Raw genomic sequence first — 15,463 nt, forward strand, 5'->3', positions numbered from 1 at the left:
TTATTTTGCATGCAAAATAAATTTAGTCCCAACCTTAAATAAGGAAAACATTATGAAAGAATTACTACAAGTCGCTTACACAGCTAAAGCAACTGCAACGGGTGGCCGCGAGGGCACTGCAAAATCAGACGATGGCCGTTTAGATGTGGCACTTTCAACTCCAAAAGGGTTAGGTGGCGATGATGGTCAAGGCACTAACCCTGAGCAGTTGTTTGCAGCGGGTTATGCAGCGTGTTTTATTGGCGCATTAAAATTAGTTGCAGGCCAAGCTAAAGTTAAGTTATCTGCTGATACCCGCATTGATTCAGAAGTATCGATTGGTCCAATCGAAGGTGGTTTCGGTATCGCTGTAAAATTAGCTGTTTTTGTCGGTGATGTAGATAAAGACACCGCAGAAGCGTTAGTGGCTAAAGCACACGAAGTTTGCCCATATTCAAATGCTACTCGTGGTAATATCGCAATTGAATTGTCGGTTATCTAACTTATTGTAAATTTAATAATTTATATTTTTAAAGGCGCATTTTTATTTTAAATGCGCCTTTTTTGTGGCTTTTATTTATAACCATGAGCTTTTTAGAGCGCCATTTATAACCAAGAAGCGCAATTGTGATAATCTGTACTAAAATTTGTAATCCTTAGTTTGCGCTACCCGACAATCAATATCCTCACTTATATCATTGTATATTAATACTATTTCAGTATGTTAAACCATGTATGTCATTGCCAAGCATTAACACAAATAGTTCAGTAATGATCAACTCGATGTCTAAATTGGCTTTGTTATCGGGAAAGTTTATTAACCACTGGTTAGGTTGAGTGGTCTAGGAATATCCATTAATACGGTTTTTTTCAACAAAATTGATTAACTTATGAATAATTGAACTAGAATGTAAACGTAGTTTTAATTCGAGGATAAGTGGAATGCGGCAATTAGCGTTGGCGAAAAAGTTACTATGGCTTACTTTAGGTAGTATTTTTATCACCGTTGTAGTGCTATCGAGTGTGCTTTGGTGGCAATTATCAAGCAGCAATAAAGTGTTATCAGCACAAGCTGAAAAATTGATAGTTACAGAGGTAGAAGAAAAGCTCACCAGTAATGCTGCAGTGTACGGTGAAAAAATCGCAGGGTTTATCAACGAAGCATATCGAGTGCCTTTTTCACTCGCTGCGATACTTGGTAATGAATCGGCTAAAGATGCTTTAACACGTGATTCGGTGGTACAGCTTAATCGCTCTATTATAGAAGGTAATTCGATACTTTCTTCAATCTACTCGCAATTTGAAGCTAATGGTTTTGATGGTAACGATCAACAATATAAAAGTGGTTTTGATCATTCAGTCGCAGGCCAAGGCACCTTAGAGATTTACTTCACTCGCAGCCGTGAAGGTGTGATTGAACAGCAAGTTGTTGAAGATGCAGCAGAAAAATACGTTACGACTTTAAACGAATTTGGTCAACGTGAGGCTGAGTGGTACTTATGTGCTAAAGACACTAAAAAACCGTGCATTATGGAACCCTACTTGTACGAAATCTCCCCCGGCAATTCGGAAATGATGACATCTTTGACTGTGCCAATACTGCGCGACGGTAAGTTTATTGGCCTCAGTGGCGTTGATATTACACTGCCAGTTTTTCAAACTATGACCGAGCAGTTATCAAAAGAATTATATAATGGTCAGGCGCGAGTTACCTTATTAAGTTCGATGGATTTAATTGTGGGTAGCAGTCATAACAAAGACAAACTTGGTCGTCCGCTAAAAGAAGCAGTCTCTGCCTCGGTGTTAAAAAATTATACTAGTTTGAAAGAAAGCTCTGGAGTACAAAAGAGCGAAAATGAATATTTAGTCAATTACCCAATAGATATTAAACTTGCTGGTCGTCAGTGGACTTTGCTAGTAGAAGTACCTGCAGAGCTTGCACTACAAGGACCACAGCAGCTCAGTGCAAGTATGCAAGATAATGCCAACACTCTTGGTGGGTTAATTTTAATATCTGGGTTAGTGATTGCTGGCGCTGCATTTATTATTATGACTTTAGTTGTCAAAAGCATCGTGGCGCCGCTGCAACAAATTCAGTTACGGGTTGATAATTTAGCCAGTAGTGAAGGGGATTTAACACAAACGTTAACGGTTGACACTCATGCAGAGTTAATTGCGCTCGCTGTTGGGTTTAATGCGTTTTTGGAAAAGTTACGTGATTTAATTGCGCAATTAAAAGATGTATCAGGGCAAACTAAGGAGCAGGCACAAATTGCCGCACATGTAGCCGTTGATACTAAGCAAAATGTGCAAGCTCAGTTTCAAGAAATTGAAAGTGTCGTAACGGCAATGAATGAAATGAGTGCCACTGCACTTGAAGTTGCCCGTGCTTCAGAGCAATCAGCGCAGCAAGCGGATGAAATTAATTCATTAGTGGTCAGTAGCGAAGCGAGTTTATCGTCTGCGGTATCACAAGTGAAAACTATGTCTGAAGAAATAAAGCAAGCCAATCAAGCCGTAGCCAAAGTGGCGGCGCGTAGTAACGATATTACACAAATTTTAGATGTGATCCGCACTATTTCAGAGCAAACTAATTTACTCGCACTTAATGCTGCGATTGAGGCAGCTCGCGCTGGTGAACAGGGGCGAGGCTTTGCTGTCGTAGCCGATGAAGTGCGTGCTCTGGCATCTAAAACTCGTGCGTCAACAGATGACATTAGTGGCTTAATTGACAACTTACAGCTTGAAGTGGGTAATGCCTCAACAGTGATTGAAAAAGGAGTTGTGCGAGCACAAACTGCAGTTGATGAAACTACCGTTGCTTTTGATGCTTTACACAGTGTGGTAATTAAAGTGGAAGAGATAACTAATCAGATCACCCAAATAGCGACGGCTGCAGAGGAGCAAAGTTCTGTAACTGAAGAAATTAATCGTAATTTAACGTTGATCTCCGATGCTGCATCACAACTTGCTGATTTATCAACTCAAGCTGGCGATGGTAGTCAAATGCTCAATCAGCTTGTTGCACAACAAGACGATGAATTGAATAAATTGAAAACATAATACCTCCAATGTGATTAACTTGGTTCTGTATAAAACCGGTATAACTTAACCTGTCGCTCACAAACTAGCCACGCCACTTCGGCGTGGTTAGTTTGAGTTACATTATCAACTCTAAACTAGGTCCACCCCTAATTCAGCTGTCAAAATAATACAAACCAAAGAGCGGCAAAATATTTCAACGCGCTACCTCTTTCAAATTAGGTATGGCTTTTATACGTAAATCATCAGTCCAGCAAATCGATTTACTCGACTATTTTTATGCCGTTTCTATTTAAAAATAACCTGTTTGTTACTGCGAGTGTAAATACGTTTTTCAGGTTTTGTCCATTCACCCTTTTTTAAATAAGAGGTAGAGACAACAAACTGCTCATCTTTAAAATCACTGGTTGATTTTACTTTTGTAATGCCTTCTTTTGAACCTGTTACGGTTTCGTATGCTACAAACTGCGTAGGGCTCAATACTTTCAATATCCCTTGAGTATAAAAGCCTGCTGTAGTGAAATAATAAAAAACTAATGACTGCTTTTTACTATCCCAAAATATCATTGATTCGCCGCCATATTCACCTTCATTAATTGAGTGAAGGGTACGAATTGCTTTCCCATTGAGGGCTCGCTCCCAGCGACTTACATCCTGAATCTTTGGCTTATTATCGGCAACATTGAAATCAGCTTGCCATGTGCCGAGGTAAGGTTTAAATACTTCAAGCTCTGGTGCTAAGTCAATCGTTTGTGCACTAATAGCACCAGCGTAGATAAAGCAAAAAGATAGTAAAAGTGTTTTTAGGTATGACATAATCGTGCCTATCATTATTAGTTTTTCAAATTGTAGTATAGGCGAGAGTCCGTTGATTAAAAAAACATTATTGCTTTTTTCTGTTAGTTTTCTAGTTGTATTAGTGATTGGTGGGCTGCTTGATTATTGGCCATATTTGGTCGCCAGTGTTTACTGTACTATGAGCAGTATTACGTTTTTAGTTTATAAATGGGATAAGCGTTTGGCGATAGAGTCAACAGATCAGCCTATTAGAGTGCCGGAACGTAGTTTACATATTTTAGCATTAATTTGTGGTTGGCCGGGAGCACTGATCGCTCAGCAATGGTTAAGACATAAATCACAAAAACGTGCATTTATTGCGGTACTTTGGCTCACTATCATTATAAATACTTCTGTATTAGGGGCTGCCTATTATTGGCAATTGCTTTAAATTGATGCACTATCAGGTAACCTAAAAATAACAAAAGTCTGATTTTATGTATTTTTTATATCGCTGCTATCATTTTATTTTAAAATGTATTGTTATTTTTATTGGTATTCCTGATCCGCGTTTGTATCAAGGTTATAGCGGGTTTAAGCAATGGCTTGCATTACTTAATCCTAATAAACCTGTGTTAGTTGTAACTGACAATACGTTAAAAAATTTAGGCGTTGTTGCTCCCATTTTAGCTTTGCTGGATGAGCAGGCAATCTCTTGGCAGCTGTTTAGTGACGTTGATGCTAATCCAACGATTAGCAATGTTGAAAGCGGTTTAGCACTTTATCAGCAATACACATGTCATAGTATTATCGCCGTTGGTGGCGGCTCAGTAATTGACTGTGCCAAATTAATTGGCGCACGTGCAGTAAGACCTAATAAATCAGTTAAGCAGTTAAAAGGCTTGTTTAAAGTACTGAAAAAACTTCCCCCATTATGTGCTATTCCAACAACTGCAGGTACTGGCTCAGAAACGACCGTTGCTGCGGTGGTAAACGATCCGCAAATGCAAACAAAATATGCCGCCACTGACTTTGCTCTTGTACCAAGTGATGCAGTTTTAATTGCTGAGCTAACACAAACGGTGCCTGATTTTATTACCGCAGCTACAGGTATCGATGCACTCACGCATGCACTTGAGGCATACATAGGCACTAATGGCCTTGCTTTTAGTGATGACAAGTCATTGCGGGCAATCGAACTTATTTTACAAAATTTATTAACAGCGTATAAAAATGGTAATGACTTAGTTGCGCGGGAAAATATGTTACTCGCTTCATTTTATGCAGGACAAGCGTTTACCCGAACATCTGTAGGTTATGTGCATGCTATAGCGCATCAATTTGGCGCGCAATACGGCACAGCTCACGGTTTAGCAAATAGTGTGGTATTGATGCATGTGCTGAAATTTTATGGTTCCAGTATAGATAAAAAGCTGGCGGCTATTGCTGATCATTGCCAATTAACACAATCACACCAAAAACCAGCAGAAAAAGCAGCAATACTATTAAACACCTTAGAGCAGTTACTTATTGATTTAGCTATCCCTCGTCATTTAAAAGAGCTAAAAGTAGCTGATATACCTAAGCTTGCTGATGCTGCAATTGTAGAGGCTAACTGGGACTATCCAGTACCAAAATTTATGAACGTAGCTCAATGCCAAGCCATTATTCATAAAGTAGTGAGTGATACGTAATAAATGAAAACCTTCCCATCAGCACAGATAGGGAAGGTTTAAGCGTTAAATTAGCGTTTTAACTGTGCTTCAGGTTGATTTAATAATTCAATTATAGGATTTTGTGCAGTGATTTTTGCTTTAAGAGCAAAGCCGATCAATAACCCTGCGATAAAGCCACCTATATGAGCGCCATAATCGATACCATCAGGTGCTGCAATCATGCCATAAATATTGATCCCTAACCAAATTACAAAAAACCACACTGCAGATAATTTCTTTTGATAAATGATAAACATAAAAGTTAGGCTGGCGTGCCTAAACCACATTAAGTACATACCAAATAGCCCTGCAATTGCGCCGCTAGCCCCGACACTTGGAATAATCGAGCTGGGATCAAAGATAAAGCTAGCAAAAGACGCTGCCAAACCGCATACCATATACCATATTAAAAACTTTTTATGACCTAATACGTCTTCGAGGTTATCACCAATAATGTATAAAAAGTACATATTACCAATAAGGTGCATTACTGAGCCGTGTAAAAAAACACAGGTAATCACGCTCCATAAATGTTCGCCTTGAGAGATCTTACTTGGATTCATTGCAAATAATTCGAGGGTGGCACTGAATGCGTCTGAATTGAAAAAATACAAGGCAAAAACAATGGCATTGAGTGCAATTAAACCGCGAGTAACCCACGGCGTTTGTTTTGGTTTTAGGTTATATTCAACGGGCATTTGCGTTAAAAATTGAAACAGATAAGTTTTCCAACTAACTTTTTGGTTTAGCTTGTCTAGGCTTGCTTTGAGCTCGGGGCTGTTTTCAACGCTTTCTAATTGACCTTTTTCAATCCAACTGCCATCACAATGACGGCAAACATCAATTTCGGTATGAAAATCTTCGAGTAAATGAAAGCGCTCAAGGTTCTTACTGCAATCGGGACAGTCTAGCTTAGAAATACCTAATGACTCACCAAAATGAGTCTCGTATTTTTCACCAATAGGACCTTCGTTGATTTCGGCAATCATCCGGTTAACTTCGTTTTTTTCAAACCATAAGCCACCGCATTCGCGACAGATATCTATCTCTTCACCTTGATAATGAGTAACATCCAAAGGGTGATCTTTGCAGTGAGGGCAGCGTTTAGTTGGCATTATCAGCCTCCTTCAATGAGCCGATAATAATATCGTTTTGTTGTAATTCTTGTTGTAAATTTAATGCACTAGCTTTTAGTTGAGGTAATGTTTGTTGCTCAATAATATCGGCAATTTGATTTAGTTCAATTGACGCTTGGCGCGCAGACATTTTACGCTTTAACGCCGCATCAATGACAAACTCAGCACGACTATAAAAACGACGAATTTGTGTTAGAAATATACTCGGAGTTTCAAGAGTTGTTGGTGAGTACTGCATAGTTTGCCAAATATACTTTTCAAGCGTGGGTTTATTATATTCAAGTTCACTTGTGTGTGGGCTTTTGGCTAAAAGTAACGAATAGCGTTTTATATTCTCTAAATTATCATTTACTTCATCATATAATGAAGTACGCAAATAATAGTTATCCTCCATTTTACTATATGAATCAAATTTTAGTGCTTGCTCTAAACCGCTTTGCGCAGCTAAGTAAACACCAAAAATAGTTGAAAGTACTAAAAACACTTGGTTCAACCAAAAGCTAGTACTTTTTAGCTCTTTATTATCAACTTTTTTCAGTACGTTAGGTATTCGAGGAGGTGTATTTGCTTGGTCAGAGTGGTTTTGTGATGACTCCAAAATTCATATCCTTATTTTTACTGTCCATTTAATAAGCGCAACAGGATACGGGGATTTTTTTAATACGACAATTACTTTTTATGGAAACTATACTTAATTTTTAACACAGGCAATACAAATTGGTGATGGCAAGAATAAACTTGCCATCAGTGGTGTCATAATGCAGATTGGCTTGCTTCAATTTGATCTAACTCGATAGTCAGGATCGTTTTCTTATCAACAGTAACCCACTTTCTATAGGTTAAGTAACCGTCTTTAGTAATTTCGATGTCGTATTTACCTTCATCGAGTTCAATACCTGCTTGGTATTTCGGCTTTATATTCATTATGCGAATACGGGCATCATCAGGAGAAGTAATAACGGTCAGTGATATTGCACTGTTTACTTCTTCTGTGGTGACAACAGATTGCTCAGCAGAAGCCGTCTGTTGTTCAACTTTAGGGTTACTTGAACAACCTGATAGCATCACTATAGCAACCAGCGCACTTAATTTTTTCATAATTACTCCATTAAATTGTTCATTATAAACATCTTTGTTTATATCACTTTTAGCAACGAAAAATCATGGAATAACAATAGGAAGGATTATGTATTTACTAGAGTCTTCCATGACTTTTATATTTACTTTAACTATAAATCAAATGGCATTTTAGTATGTATAAGGATGAGGTTCAAATCATAGTTGCAAAAAATACCAGTTTTCCTTATTTTATTATGTTTATAGCAATAAAAGAAACAGTTTCATTATGACTATAATAAATATTAGTTTAGGGTTTTGCTCTTTTTAAGCTTAGTAAATCGTTGCCACGTACCCAATATTAAAAAAGCGACTAGCATAAATACAGTGATGTAAAAGGCCATTATGGCCACTTTGATCATTAGTAAACACGCGATAATAATGGCGAAGATGATCGCGATACGAATAATAGGGCTTTTGATAAATCTATTTGAAAAAAGTAAGGCGGTTAGGCTTAGCTTGCTGCGGGTGTTTTTCTTAACATCCATGTTTTGTGTCCTTAGTGTTTTTTGTATTAGCGTAATTTACGCGTTTAAATTAGTGTGTATTTTATGCAGTGATAACGTCATCATCATTATTATCACGCTCAAAGTTCAGATTAAATTGGCCTTGGCGATTAATGGTAAAAATAGCGCGCGTCCATTTTTCTGGTTGGTGCTTTGTTGCTTTATCAAATACTTGTTTGAATAAATTGACAATCTCGTCTGTCACGGTAATTGGATGTTCGCTTGAGTCGTCGACTGTTTGATAATAGGCTTTGCATTCAAGTACGTTTTCATCTTCGCAATTTAAAATGAGCTGGGCTTCAAGCCATGGCTCATTTATTTGCTGGTACAAGTATTGCCCAAGTTGTTGTGGGATGTTTTTAATATTTGGTTGCATGTGCTGTCCTTAGCGTTTTCTATATAAGTTAATTATTGCTCAATGAGTACGACGATAGATTTACCTTGCTCAGCCGCATCTCTAAAGGTTACAAAGTATTTATCTCGAACTAGCTCATAGGCTTCGGGGTTTACTTCATCGTCTCCATCCTTTTCAATTTCAGCAATAATTTGCTGCCCTTCTAAGTTGCTAATATCAAAATTGTATTCTTCCTCCATTATCGCGTATAAATCTTTAACCATATCCGCAGGAAAAAAACCAAAGCTACCGCTGATATCCGCATCGGGTCGGAGTAGTTTGTGAGGATAAAAATTAAAGCTAGCAATCAATAATAAACGGCTATTACCTGCGATGGCGTCCCATAATTGCAGTGCTGGTTCAAAGCCGCGCAGATTTATTTCGATAGATTGCCAATGAATGGCTTCATTTTGGGTTATCTCTAATAACTGTTGGTATTTGCTTTCATCATCATCGGCAAGCGTAGTGGGGTAACTATCTTCGTCAATAAGTAATAGGTGAATTAAACTGCTCATAGATAATAGGCTCGTGTTGTGTGATTATCGAAACTAATCAATTAAAAATAAAGGTAAATATAGTGAATCGGTTTGGCATTGCCAACCATGCATGTCTTTGCCTAACTTTGCCATAGTAAGAGCATTTAAACAGATAAAGCCTTCTTCCATATCTTTTAAATCACCAAATTTACATTCATCTTTATGCCAAGTTATGGCTTTGTCGATACTAGTTTGCCAACGTAATTCATCACCTGAGACTAAGGCCGAGATTGCTTCTAATAAAGGAAGTATATATTGCAGTACATCTTTGTCTTTAGTGTTTTTGGCTTCAAGTAAAGCAGCCTCAACATCATCTTTATTAATAGTTTGGCCTGTACCAATCGCTTTTAATAGTTCAGCGTATTGGAGTTTTGCTTGATGTTGAACGCTGGATAACTTTATTTCACTGTGTTTAAGCTTTTCTAAAACATCCTGCTCAGCAAAGAGAAGAACAACATTTAGCTCTTGTTGAATAGTCCAATCGTTATTACTCGTTTTTAATTTAGGGTCGAAGCCGCATAAAAAAGCAAACGGTGCTGCTTTTTCAAAATTGGGTTTTACTTCTGAGTGCTCTTCGAGTGCGTATTTAGCGTATGCAAGCATAAAATAGAAATCGGTTATTTTAAATACGCTATTTTTATTTTGTTCAGGGGTTCTAGTATTATCTTGAAAACGCTCTATCCATGCGGCCAAATGGCTGTTTGCACGTGAGATGTTTTCTTCTATATTTTCTATTGATAGTTGGTTTAACTGTAGCATTATCAATTCTCTATGGTAAAGGTTGTAATTTTCCTTCGACGACTTGACCGCCTTTTTCAACGGCTTCAATAACAATTTTATTTAACGGTATATCTAAGTCATTCGCATTGAATAAGTCGTTGCCTAGTGTATTTTGAGCCGGATATTTCTTGGATTTTCTCATGCTTTTAATTGTATTTTTTATCCACTTCGTGGTCATTTGATCGCCTTTCTTAGCTCCTTTAGTGAGCTCGGCGCCAGGTCCCTTAGCTTCAACGATAAAGTATTCTAGCACGTTGCCATTTTTATCCCGCTTAGCCCATACTTGGTCAAAACCGGGGCCCGGACCAAAGCCTAGCTCCATTTTCGCAGGTGGCGCGGGCTTATAAAAGTGTTGTGCCATATAGGCACTTGCTGCACGTTCACCTTTAACTTCGGTAAGCTTCGCTTTAAATGCACCAATGCGATGGCTTGAATCACCATTTTTAATAGCGTCATCTAGTTTGTTCTTATAAGCCGTTTCATAAGCCGCTAAGTTTTTATAATGGGCATCAAGGGCTGGGTTTCTGACTCGCTTAAGCGCTGTAGCCCCCTTCAAGTCATTCCCTTTCGGCGGCTCTAGTTCATTGGCAACGGTTTTCTTCGGTTTGCCTACTATACCCGTGCTTGCCGGTGGCTCAAATTCATCGAGGGCTTTGTTTACGCGATTGCCAATTTCGTTTGCGGCGTTTTTTACCCCTTGGTCTATTTGCGGGGTGACTTCATCAAGCTGTTTGACCATAGCTTGCATGCCGTCAATGGCCGAGTCTGGCAGTAGGAGGTCGTATTTCCAGCTGGTTGAAATATCTTGCAAGGTATCTCTAAAGCTTTTAATAATTGCTTTGACTTCACTGGCGGCTTGTTTGCCTAAGTCTTGCCAGTTTATTTCGCGCAGGTATTTTACTGGGTCGCCTTTGCCTACTTTCGTTGGGTATAAAGCCGGAACACTGCAATAGCGGCTTCCATCGATTCGTTGCTGTCATTGGCTTTATCATCAAATAATAATTCGTTGTGGGCTGCGGGGGAATTATGTCGCGGGGTAAACCCGCTGCCACGAATGCGTAGACTCGAATTTACTTGTGCAAAAATGAAAGGCTAGGGCACTAATCTTTGAAGACTGTAGCGCCCAGCTTTACAACATACATGTTGTTAAAGAGCGGGTTTATTTTTTACTTGAATTTAAGTAATTAATTAGTGCATTTACTGCGCAGTGATTACTTCATGAACGGTATTCTCACGCTCAAAGTTGAGATTAAATTGGCCTTGGCGATTAATAGTAAAAATAGCGCGTGTCCAGTTTTTGGGTTGGTGCTTAGTGGCATTCTCAAACAAAGTACTGAATAACTCGATTATTTCGTTAGAAACAGCGATTGGGTGCTCACTTGAGTCATTTGCTGTTTGATAATGGGCTTTGCATTCAAGTACGCTTTCATCTTCGCAGTTTAAAATAAGTTGTGCTTCAAGCTACGGCTATTTTATTTGCTGATAAAGGTACTGACCGAGTTGTTGGCGGATGTTTTTTATGTCTGGTTGCATATGCTGTCCTTAGCGTTATAAATTGTTATAGTTAAGATAGAACGCCAAAACTATTAAATAAGGTTATTCCACACCACCTTATTTTTTCTAAATACGTTTCAAACTCAGGAGATTTATCTTCATTATCTATTAGTTGGTTGATTTTTTTCATTAAATCGATTTCCGTATCACTAGGATCACTTAATTGTAATGAAATAAATGGAGTGGGGTGATCAGAAACTACTTTTCTAATTTCTAAGAGTACGTAAAGTGTAGTGGCATAGTTAATTTGGCCACCCATTAAGAAAGAAATGTTATGCTAATAAGCATACAAATTTGGGTGAAAAAATGACGAAATTAAAACGCGCAACGTATTCTGCTGCAATCAAATTAGAAACAGCTCAGCTTGTAGTTGATCAAGGCTACACGCAAGAAGATGCAGCTAAAGCTATGGGGGTTGGTAAATCAACTGTAAGTAAGTGGGTAACTCAATTAAAGCAAGAACGGAATGGCCAGTCCCCATTGGCTTCATCAATGACGCCTGAACAAATTGAAATCCGCGAACTTAAAAAGCAAATCCAACGCATTGAATTAGAAAAGGATATATTAAAAAAGGCTACCGCTCTCTTGATGTCCGACTCCCTGAGCAATTCTCGTTAATTGAGAAATTAAATCAACGAGAGCGTTACCCAATCAGCGTGTTGTGTAGCGTATTCAATGTGCATCGCAGCAGCTATAAATATTGGGCCATACGGGATACAACATCGACACCAGAGCAAGTAAGGTTAGAAGCGGAAGTTAAAGTTATACATGCAATGAGTGGCGGTTCGGCTGGGGCACGGACAATCGCAGCAATTGCAACGAATAACGGTTTTGAATTAAGCCGTTATCGCGCCGCTAAGCTGATGGTTAAACTAAAACTAGAGAGCTGCCAAGTACCACAACATCAATATAAACGCGGTGGTAATGAGCACCTTGAAATCCCGAATTTTCTAGATAGGCAGTTTGATGTTGTTGAGCCGGATACGGTGTGGTGCGGTGATGTGACGTATATTTGGATAGGCAATCGCTGGGCTTATTTAGCGGTCGTTGTTGATTTATTTGCACGCAAAGTCGTTGGTTGGGCAATGTCATTGTCGCCAGATACTAACTTAACGCTAAAAGCGCTTGAACTCGCGTATGAAAGCAGAGGAAAACCGACAGGACTGATGTTTCACTCAGACCAAGGAAGCCACTATACAAGCTTGAAGTATCGCCAACGTTTATGGCGCTATAAAATCACACAAAGCATGAGTCGGCGCGGAAATTGTTGGGATAATGCGCCAATGGAACGATTTTTTAGAAGCTTTAAAACGGAGTGGATGCCAAAAGTTGGATATGAAAACTTTGAAGAAGCTAAATATAGTGTGAGTGATTATATCAACGGATATTACAACAATGTTAGACCACATCATTATAATGCAGGTTTAGCACCAAATGAATCTGAGGTTAGATACCAAGATTCTAAAACTGTGGCCAAAATTAGTTGACCACTACAAAGTGCTATTTCGCTAAAAAATTGGGTTATCTGCTCATCAGTTAGATCTTCATCATATAGCTCATCAAATATTTCTTCTATTTTTTCATTGATGTCGTTAAATGCCTCATATTCGTAAAAAATATTATTCCACTCAGATACAGAGTATTTGATTATTAGCCAATCGCTTTCAGGAAATTTTTCTTTTTTCTTTTCCAAATAATCATTAGAGTTCCAAGAAAAGCCAAATGCACTAAAGCCTGAATCACAATGAATAGCTATTGAATTTATATCTTTATACTTGTGAATCAACTTGTTCAAGAGCGCTTTATAAATATCACTTAGATCTTCGACAAGTTGATTTTTTTCTTGTTCAAGATCCATATTGTTCTGCCTTTCGATATTGTTGCCCATTGTTCTAATACTTTATGTATTCTTTAATATTAACAATTTATCTTTTAACAATAAAATCTGGCAGTTGTTTTTCCACAGTTCATAATAGCTACTTAAATTTATTTTAATTTCAAGTAAAGGTGCAGCAATGTACCAACTTAAATAATAGTCATTGTCAATTCCATACAAGGCTTCAAAAAACGCAAATGTTACTTCATTATCATTTCTTTTTGAGTCTCTAATTAAATCTCCAAACTCATCAAAAAGCCAATAATGTGGAATATCGTCATCTATGTGAGACTCGAACTCAGTAGGCGTTACAAATTTAATTTCAAAATTATCTGTTGCACTTCGGAGTTCATCATCCAGATTTTCTAATAAATTAACTTGTTCTAATATAAAGTCTTTGGCATGAGATACGATTGCTTCATCGCTAATATTGGCTCTTCCTTTGACGTCTTTAATTGATAAAACGTTCTCTATTACTTGAGTTAGCTTCTCTTGTTCAGGAAGAAATTGTGTTATCTGATTAACGTTATTAATTATTCCTTCCTCATGAAATATATAAGTGAAATGGGACTTATCAAATTCTTGTGTACCTTGACAAAAGCATTTCCAATCTTTAATTAAATTATCCATAAGTTCTCACTATTTTATTTAGGTAATACTGAAGGATCTATTTTCCATCTAGTAATTAAAGTTTCTAACTGTGTATGAAATTGATCTAGAGATTGACTATTGTCAATTATTTCTAGTAATTCTTTGTGAAAGGTTCCAGACCCTTTTTTTCCATGCATACCTAGGGTGCTACTGTTAGGTACTTTCCATTTCAACTCAGATATTTTTGTTCTAACCCGCTTTATTTCTTCCATAGGGAGGCCCCATTCTTTAAATTTTGGTGTTCTAGCGACCATATACCATTCGTGGTAGCCACCGGGCTTTCTAATCCGAGACTCAATACTCTCGCGAATACTTTTATCATCCCAAAGTAACCGCATTTCCTCTAAAGACAAATTATTATACCATTCATTAAATTTATTATTTCTTATAGAAGGAACTTTACCATTTACTAATAATTCATCAATGGATCTATTGGCTACCTTAGCCCCCTTTAAATCATTCCCTTTCGGCGGCTTTAATTCATTGGCTACCGTCTTCTTCGGTTTGCCCACTACACCCGTGCTTGCCGGTGGCTCAAACTCATCGAGGGCTTTATTTACGCGATTGCCAATTTCTTGCGCTGCGTTTCTTACCCCTTGGTCAATTTGGGGGGTGACTTCATCAAGCTGTTTGACCATAGCTTGCATGCCGTCAATGGCCGAGTCTGGCAGTAGGAGGTCGTATTTCCAGCTGGTTGAAATGTCATTAAGAGTATCTCTAAAGCTTTTAATAACTGCTTTGACTTCACTGGCGGCTTGTTTGCCTAAGTCTTGCCAGTTTATTTCGCGTAAGTATTTTACTGGGTCGCCTTTGGCTACTTTCGTTGGGTAAAGAGCCGGAATACTGCAATAGCGGCTTCCATGGACTCACCGCTGTTTTTAATCACGACTTTACCCACGCCTTTTACAGCAGAGTATTAAAGCGTTTATGGAGTAAAAGCTAATGAAAGGCTAGGGCGCTAATCTTAAAAGATTCTAGCGCCTAGCCTAACAACATCCATGTTGTTAAAGAGCGGGTAAATCAATATTGTTTAATAAGTTTGCTGTGCAGTGATAACGTCATCATCATTATTATCACGCTCAAAGTTCAGGTTGAACTGACCTTGCCGTGTAATAGTAAAAATGGCGCGCGTCCAGTTTTCTGGTTGGTGTTTAGTGGCATTCTCAAAAAGGGTGTTGAATAAATCGACTATCTCGTCTGTCACGGTAATCGGCTGTTCGCTAGAGTCATCGGCTTTTTTAAAGTGAGCTTGGCATTCAAGTAAACCTTTATCTTCACAATTTAAAATAAGTTGTGCTTCAAGCCACGGCTCTTTTATTTGCTGATAAAGGTACTGACCTAGGTGATGCGAGATGTTTTTTATGTCTGGTTGCATGTGCTGTCCTTAGCCATAGATAAATT

General features: G+C 38.2%; 19 protein-coding genes and 1 pseudogene. 5 read left to right on the forward strand and 15 right to left on the reverse strand.

Features of this window, described 5'->3' with window-relative positions:
* The first annotated feature begins 52 nt into the window (after nt 1-52).
* Nucleotides 53-481 carry an organic hydroperoxide resistance protein gene (locus tag H5162_RS00825; RefSeq protein WP_182732118.1) on the forward strand — a complete coding sequence of 143 codons (429 nt, stop codon included), beginning with the start codon at nt 53-55 and terminating at the stop codon, nt 479-481.
* Between the two features lie 440 nt (nt 482-921).
* The gene (locus tag H5162_RS00830; protein ID WP_182732119.1) at nt 922-3,042 is read left to right on the forward strand and encodes a methyl-accepting chemotaxis protein; all 2,121 of its coding nucleotides are present in this window, start codon (nt 922-924) and stop codon (nt 3,040-3,042) included.
* Nucleotides 3,043-3,309: 267 nt separating this feature from the next.
* Here the strand turns inward: H5162_RS00830 and H5162_RS00835 are convergent, their stop codons facing one another.
* The gene (locus H5162_RS00835; protein WP_182777372.1) at nt 3,310-3,837 is read right to left on the reverse strand and encodes a hypothetical protein; all 528 of its coding nucleotides are present in this window, start codon (nt 3,835-3,837) and stop codon (nt 3,310-3,312) included.
* Nucleotides 3,838-3,889: 52 nt separating this feature from the next.
* Between H5162_RS00835 and H5162_RS00840 the strand changes: the two genes are divergently transcribed.
* Nucleotides 3,890-4,249: a DUF1294 domain-containing protein gene (locus tag H5162_RS00840; protein WP_145242014.1), complete on the forward strand. Its 360-nt coding sequence runs from the start codon at nt 3,890-3,892 to the stop codon at nt 4,247-4,249.
* A 46-nt stretch (nt 4,250-4,295) separates the two neighbouring features.
* On the forward strand, nt 4,296-5,492 hold the full coding sequence (locus H5162_RS00845) for an iron-containing alcohol dehydrogenase (RefSeq protein WP_145242012.1): 1,197 nt from the start codon (nt 4,296-4,298) through the stop codon (nt 5,490-5,492).
* 50 nt (nt 5,493-5,542) lie between these two features.
* On the opposite strand, the gene H5162_RS00850 is transcribed toward H5162_RS00845, so the two are convergent.
* From H5162_RS00850 to H5162_RS00895, 10 genes and pseudogenes are all read right to left on the reverse strand, one after another.
* Nucleotides 5,543-6,628 carry a rhomboid family intramembrane serine protease gene (locus H5162_RS00850; protein ID WP_182777374.1) on the reverse strand — a complete coding sequence of 362 codons (1,086 nt, stop codon included), beginning with the start codon at nt 6,626-6,628 and terminating at the stop codon, nt 5,543-5,545.
* Nucleotides 6,618-7,247, reverse strand: coding sequence for a hypothetical protein (locus tag H5162_RS00855; RefSeq protein WP_259397348.1), 630 nt, complete (start codon nt 7,245-7,247; stop codon nt 6,618-6,620). Before H5162_RS00855 ends, H5162_RS00850 begins: the two co-directional genes overlap by 11 nt.
* A gap of 155 nt (nt 7,248-7,402) precedes the next feature.
* Entirely contained in the window at nt 7,403-7,747 is a 345-nt protein-coding gene (locus H5162_RS00860; protein WP_145242524.1) for a PEGA domain-containing protein, read from the reverse strand.
* Nucleotides 7,748-8,010: 263 nt separating this feature from the next.
* Nucleotides 8,011-8,253: a hypothetical protein gene (locus H5162_RS00865; RefSeq protein WP_145242522.1), complete on the reverse strand. Its 243-nt coding sequence runs from the start codon at nt 8,251-8,253 to the stop codon at nt 8,011-8,013.
* Between the two features lie 61 nt (nt 8,254-8,314).
* A complete protein-coding gene (locus H5162_RS00870; RefSeq protein ID WP_182760370.1) occupies nt 8,315-8,647 on the reverse strand; it encodes an immunity protein YezG family protein in 333 nt (110 codons plus the stop codon).
* 32 nt (nt 8,648-8,679) lie between these two features.
* Complete coding sequence (locus tag H5162_RS00875) at nt 8,680-9,180, reverse strand: hypothetical protein (RefSeq protein WP_182760371.1); 501 nt, start codon at nt 9,178-9,180, stop codon at nt 8,680-8,682.
* 33 nt (nt 9,181-9,213) lie between these two features.
* Nucleotides 9,214-9,960 carry an immunity 49 family protein gene (locus H5162_RS00880; RefSeq protein ID WP_259398159.1) on the reverse strand — a complete coding sequence of 249 codons (747 nt, stop codon included), beginning with the start codon at nt 9,958-9,960 and terminating at the stop codon, nt 9,214-9,216.
* A gap of 10 nt (nt 9,961-9,970) precedes the next feature.
* The gene (locus H5162_RS00885; RefSeq protein ID WP_310736405.1) at nt 9,971-10,792 is read right to left on the reverse strand and encodes a hypothetical protein; all 822 of its coding nucleotides are present in this window, start codon (nt 10,790-10,792) and stop codon (nt 9,971-9,973) included.
* A 386-nt stretch (nt 10,793-11,178) separates the two neighbouring features.
* Nucleotides 11,179-11,514, reverse strand: a pseudogene (locus tag H5162_RS00890) (DUF600 domain-containing protein).
* A gap of 31 nt (nt 11,515-11,545) precedes the next feature.
* Nucleotides 11,546-11,794: a hypothetical protein gene (locus tag H5162_RS00895; RefSeq protein WP_182760372.1), complete on the reverse strand. Its 249-nt coding sequence runs from the start codon at nt 11,792-11,794 to the stop codon at nt 11,546-11,548.
* Nucleotides 11,795-11,841: 47 nt separating this feature from the next.
* Here H5162_RS00895 and H5162_RS00900 point away from each other — a divergent pair.
* Nucleotides 11,842-13,022 (forward strand): IS3 family transposase gene (locus H5162_RS00900; RefSeq protein ID WP_182777376.1). Its coding sequence is split into 2 segments (ribosomal slippage): nt 11,842-12,100 and nt 12,100-13,022, totalling 1,182 coding nucleotides; the frame shifts between segments, so codons are not numbered across the junction.
* Here the strand turns inward: H5162_RS00900 and H5162_RS00905 are convergent.
* The 4 genes from H5162_RS00905 to H5162_RS00920 form a co-directional block, all read right to left on the reverse strand.
* Nucleotides 12,947-13,393 (reverse strand): DUF4303 domain-containing protein, encoded by a 447-nt coding sequence (locus H5162_RS00905; protein ID WP_259398160.1) that lies wholly within the window; start codon nt 13,391-13,393, stop codon nt 12,947-12,949. The genes H5162_RS00900 and H5162_RS00905 overlap by 76 nt on opposite strands.
* Before the next feature lie 42 nt (nt 13,394-13,435).
* Complete coding sequence (locus H5162_RS00910) at nt 13,436-14,041, reverse strand: hypothetical protein (protein WP_182760628.1); 606 nt, start codon at nt 14,039-14,041, stop codon at nt 13,436-13,438.
* Nucleotides 14,042-14,055: 14 nt separating this feature from the next.
* Nucleotides 14,056-14,709 carry a hypothetical protein gene (locus tag H5162_RS21300; RefSeq protein WP_259398161.1) on the reverse strand — a complete coding sequence of 218 codons (654 nt, stop codon included), beginning with the start codon at nt 14,707-14,709 and terminating at the stop codon, nt 14,056-14,058.
* Nucleotides 14,710-15,092: 383 nt separating this feature from the next.
* A complete protein-coding gene (locus H5162_RS00920; protein WP_182760629.1) occupies nt 15,093-15,437 on the reverse strand; it encodes an immunity protein YezG family protein in 345 nt (114 codons plus the stop codon).
* Nucleotides 15,438-15,463: the final 26 nt, after the last annotated feature.

Origin of the sequence: Pseudoalteromonas sp. SR41-8 (genome assembly GCF_014163915.1) — a bacterium.
GTDB classification, from domain to species: Bacteria; Pseudomonadota; Gammaproteobacteria; order Enterobacterales; family Alteromonadaceae; genus Pseudoalteromonas; species Pseudoalteromonas rhizosphaerae.

Excerpts from the sequence above, each read along its gene's own strand:
- H5162_RS00825 (WP_182732118.1), top strand. The coding sequence starts at position 53 with ATGAAAGAATTACTACAAGTCGCTTACACAGCTAAAGCAACTGCAACG.
- H5162_RS00830 (WP_182732119.1), top strand. The coding sequence starts at position 922 with ATGCGGCAATTAGCGTTGGCGAAAAAGTTACTATGGCTTACTTTAGGT.
- H5162_RS00835 (WP_182777372.1), bottom strand. The coding sequence starts at position 3,837 with ATGTCATACCTAAAAACACTTTTACTATCTTTTTGCTTTATCTACGCT.
- H5162_RS00845 (WP_145242012.1), top strand. The coding sequence starts at position 4,296 with ATGTATTTTTTATATCGCTGCTATCATTTTATTTTAAAATGTATTGTT.
- H5162_RS00850 (WP_182777374.1), bottom strand. The coding sequence starts at position 6,628 with ATGCCAACTAAACGCTGCCCTCACTGCAAAGATCACCCTTTGGATGTT.
- H5162_RS00860 (WP_145242524.1), bottom strand. The coding sequence starts at position 7,747 with ATGAAAAAATTAAGTGCGCTGGTTGCTATAGTGATGCTATCAGGTTGT.
- H5162_RS00865 (WP_145242522.1), bottom strand. The coding sequence starts at position 8,253 with ATGGATGTTAAGAAAAACACCCGCAGCAAGCTAAGCCTAACCGCCTTA.
- H5162_RS00870 (WP_182760370.1), bottom strand. The coding sequence starts at position 8,647 with ATGCAACCAAATATTAAAAACATCCCACAACAACTTGGGCAATACTTG.
- H5162_RS00875 (WP_182760371.1), bottom strand. The coding sequence starts at position 9,180 with ATGAGCAGTTTAATTCACCTATTACTTATTGACGAAGATAGTTACCCC.
- H5162_RS00880 (WP_259398159.1), bottom strand. The coding sequence starts at position 9,960 with ATGCTACAGTTAAACCAACTATCAATAGAAAATATAGAAGAAAACATC.
- H5162_RS00895 (WP_182760372.1), bottom strand. The coding sequence starts at position 11,794 with ATGGGTGGCCAAATTAACTATGCCACTACACTTTACGTACTCTTAGAA.
- H5162_RS00905 (WP_259398160.1), bottom strand. The coding sequence starts at position 13,393 with ATGGATCTTGAACAAGAAAAAAATCAACTTGTCGAAGATCTAAGTGAT.
- H5162_RS00910 (WP_182760628.1), bottom strand. The coding sequence starts at position 14,041 with ATGGATAATTTAATTAAAGATTGGAAATGCTTTTGTCAAGGTACACAA.
- H5162_RS21300 (WP_259398161.1), bottom strand. The coding sequence starts at position 14,709 with ATGCAAGCTATGGTCAAACAGCTTGATGAAGTCACCCCCCAAATTGAC.
- H5162_RS00920 (WP_182760629.1), bottom strand. The coding sequence starts at position 15,437 with ATGCAACCAGACATAAAAAACATCTCGCATCACCTAGGTCAGTACCTT.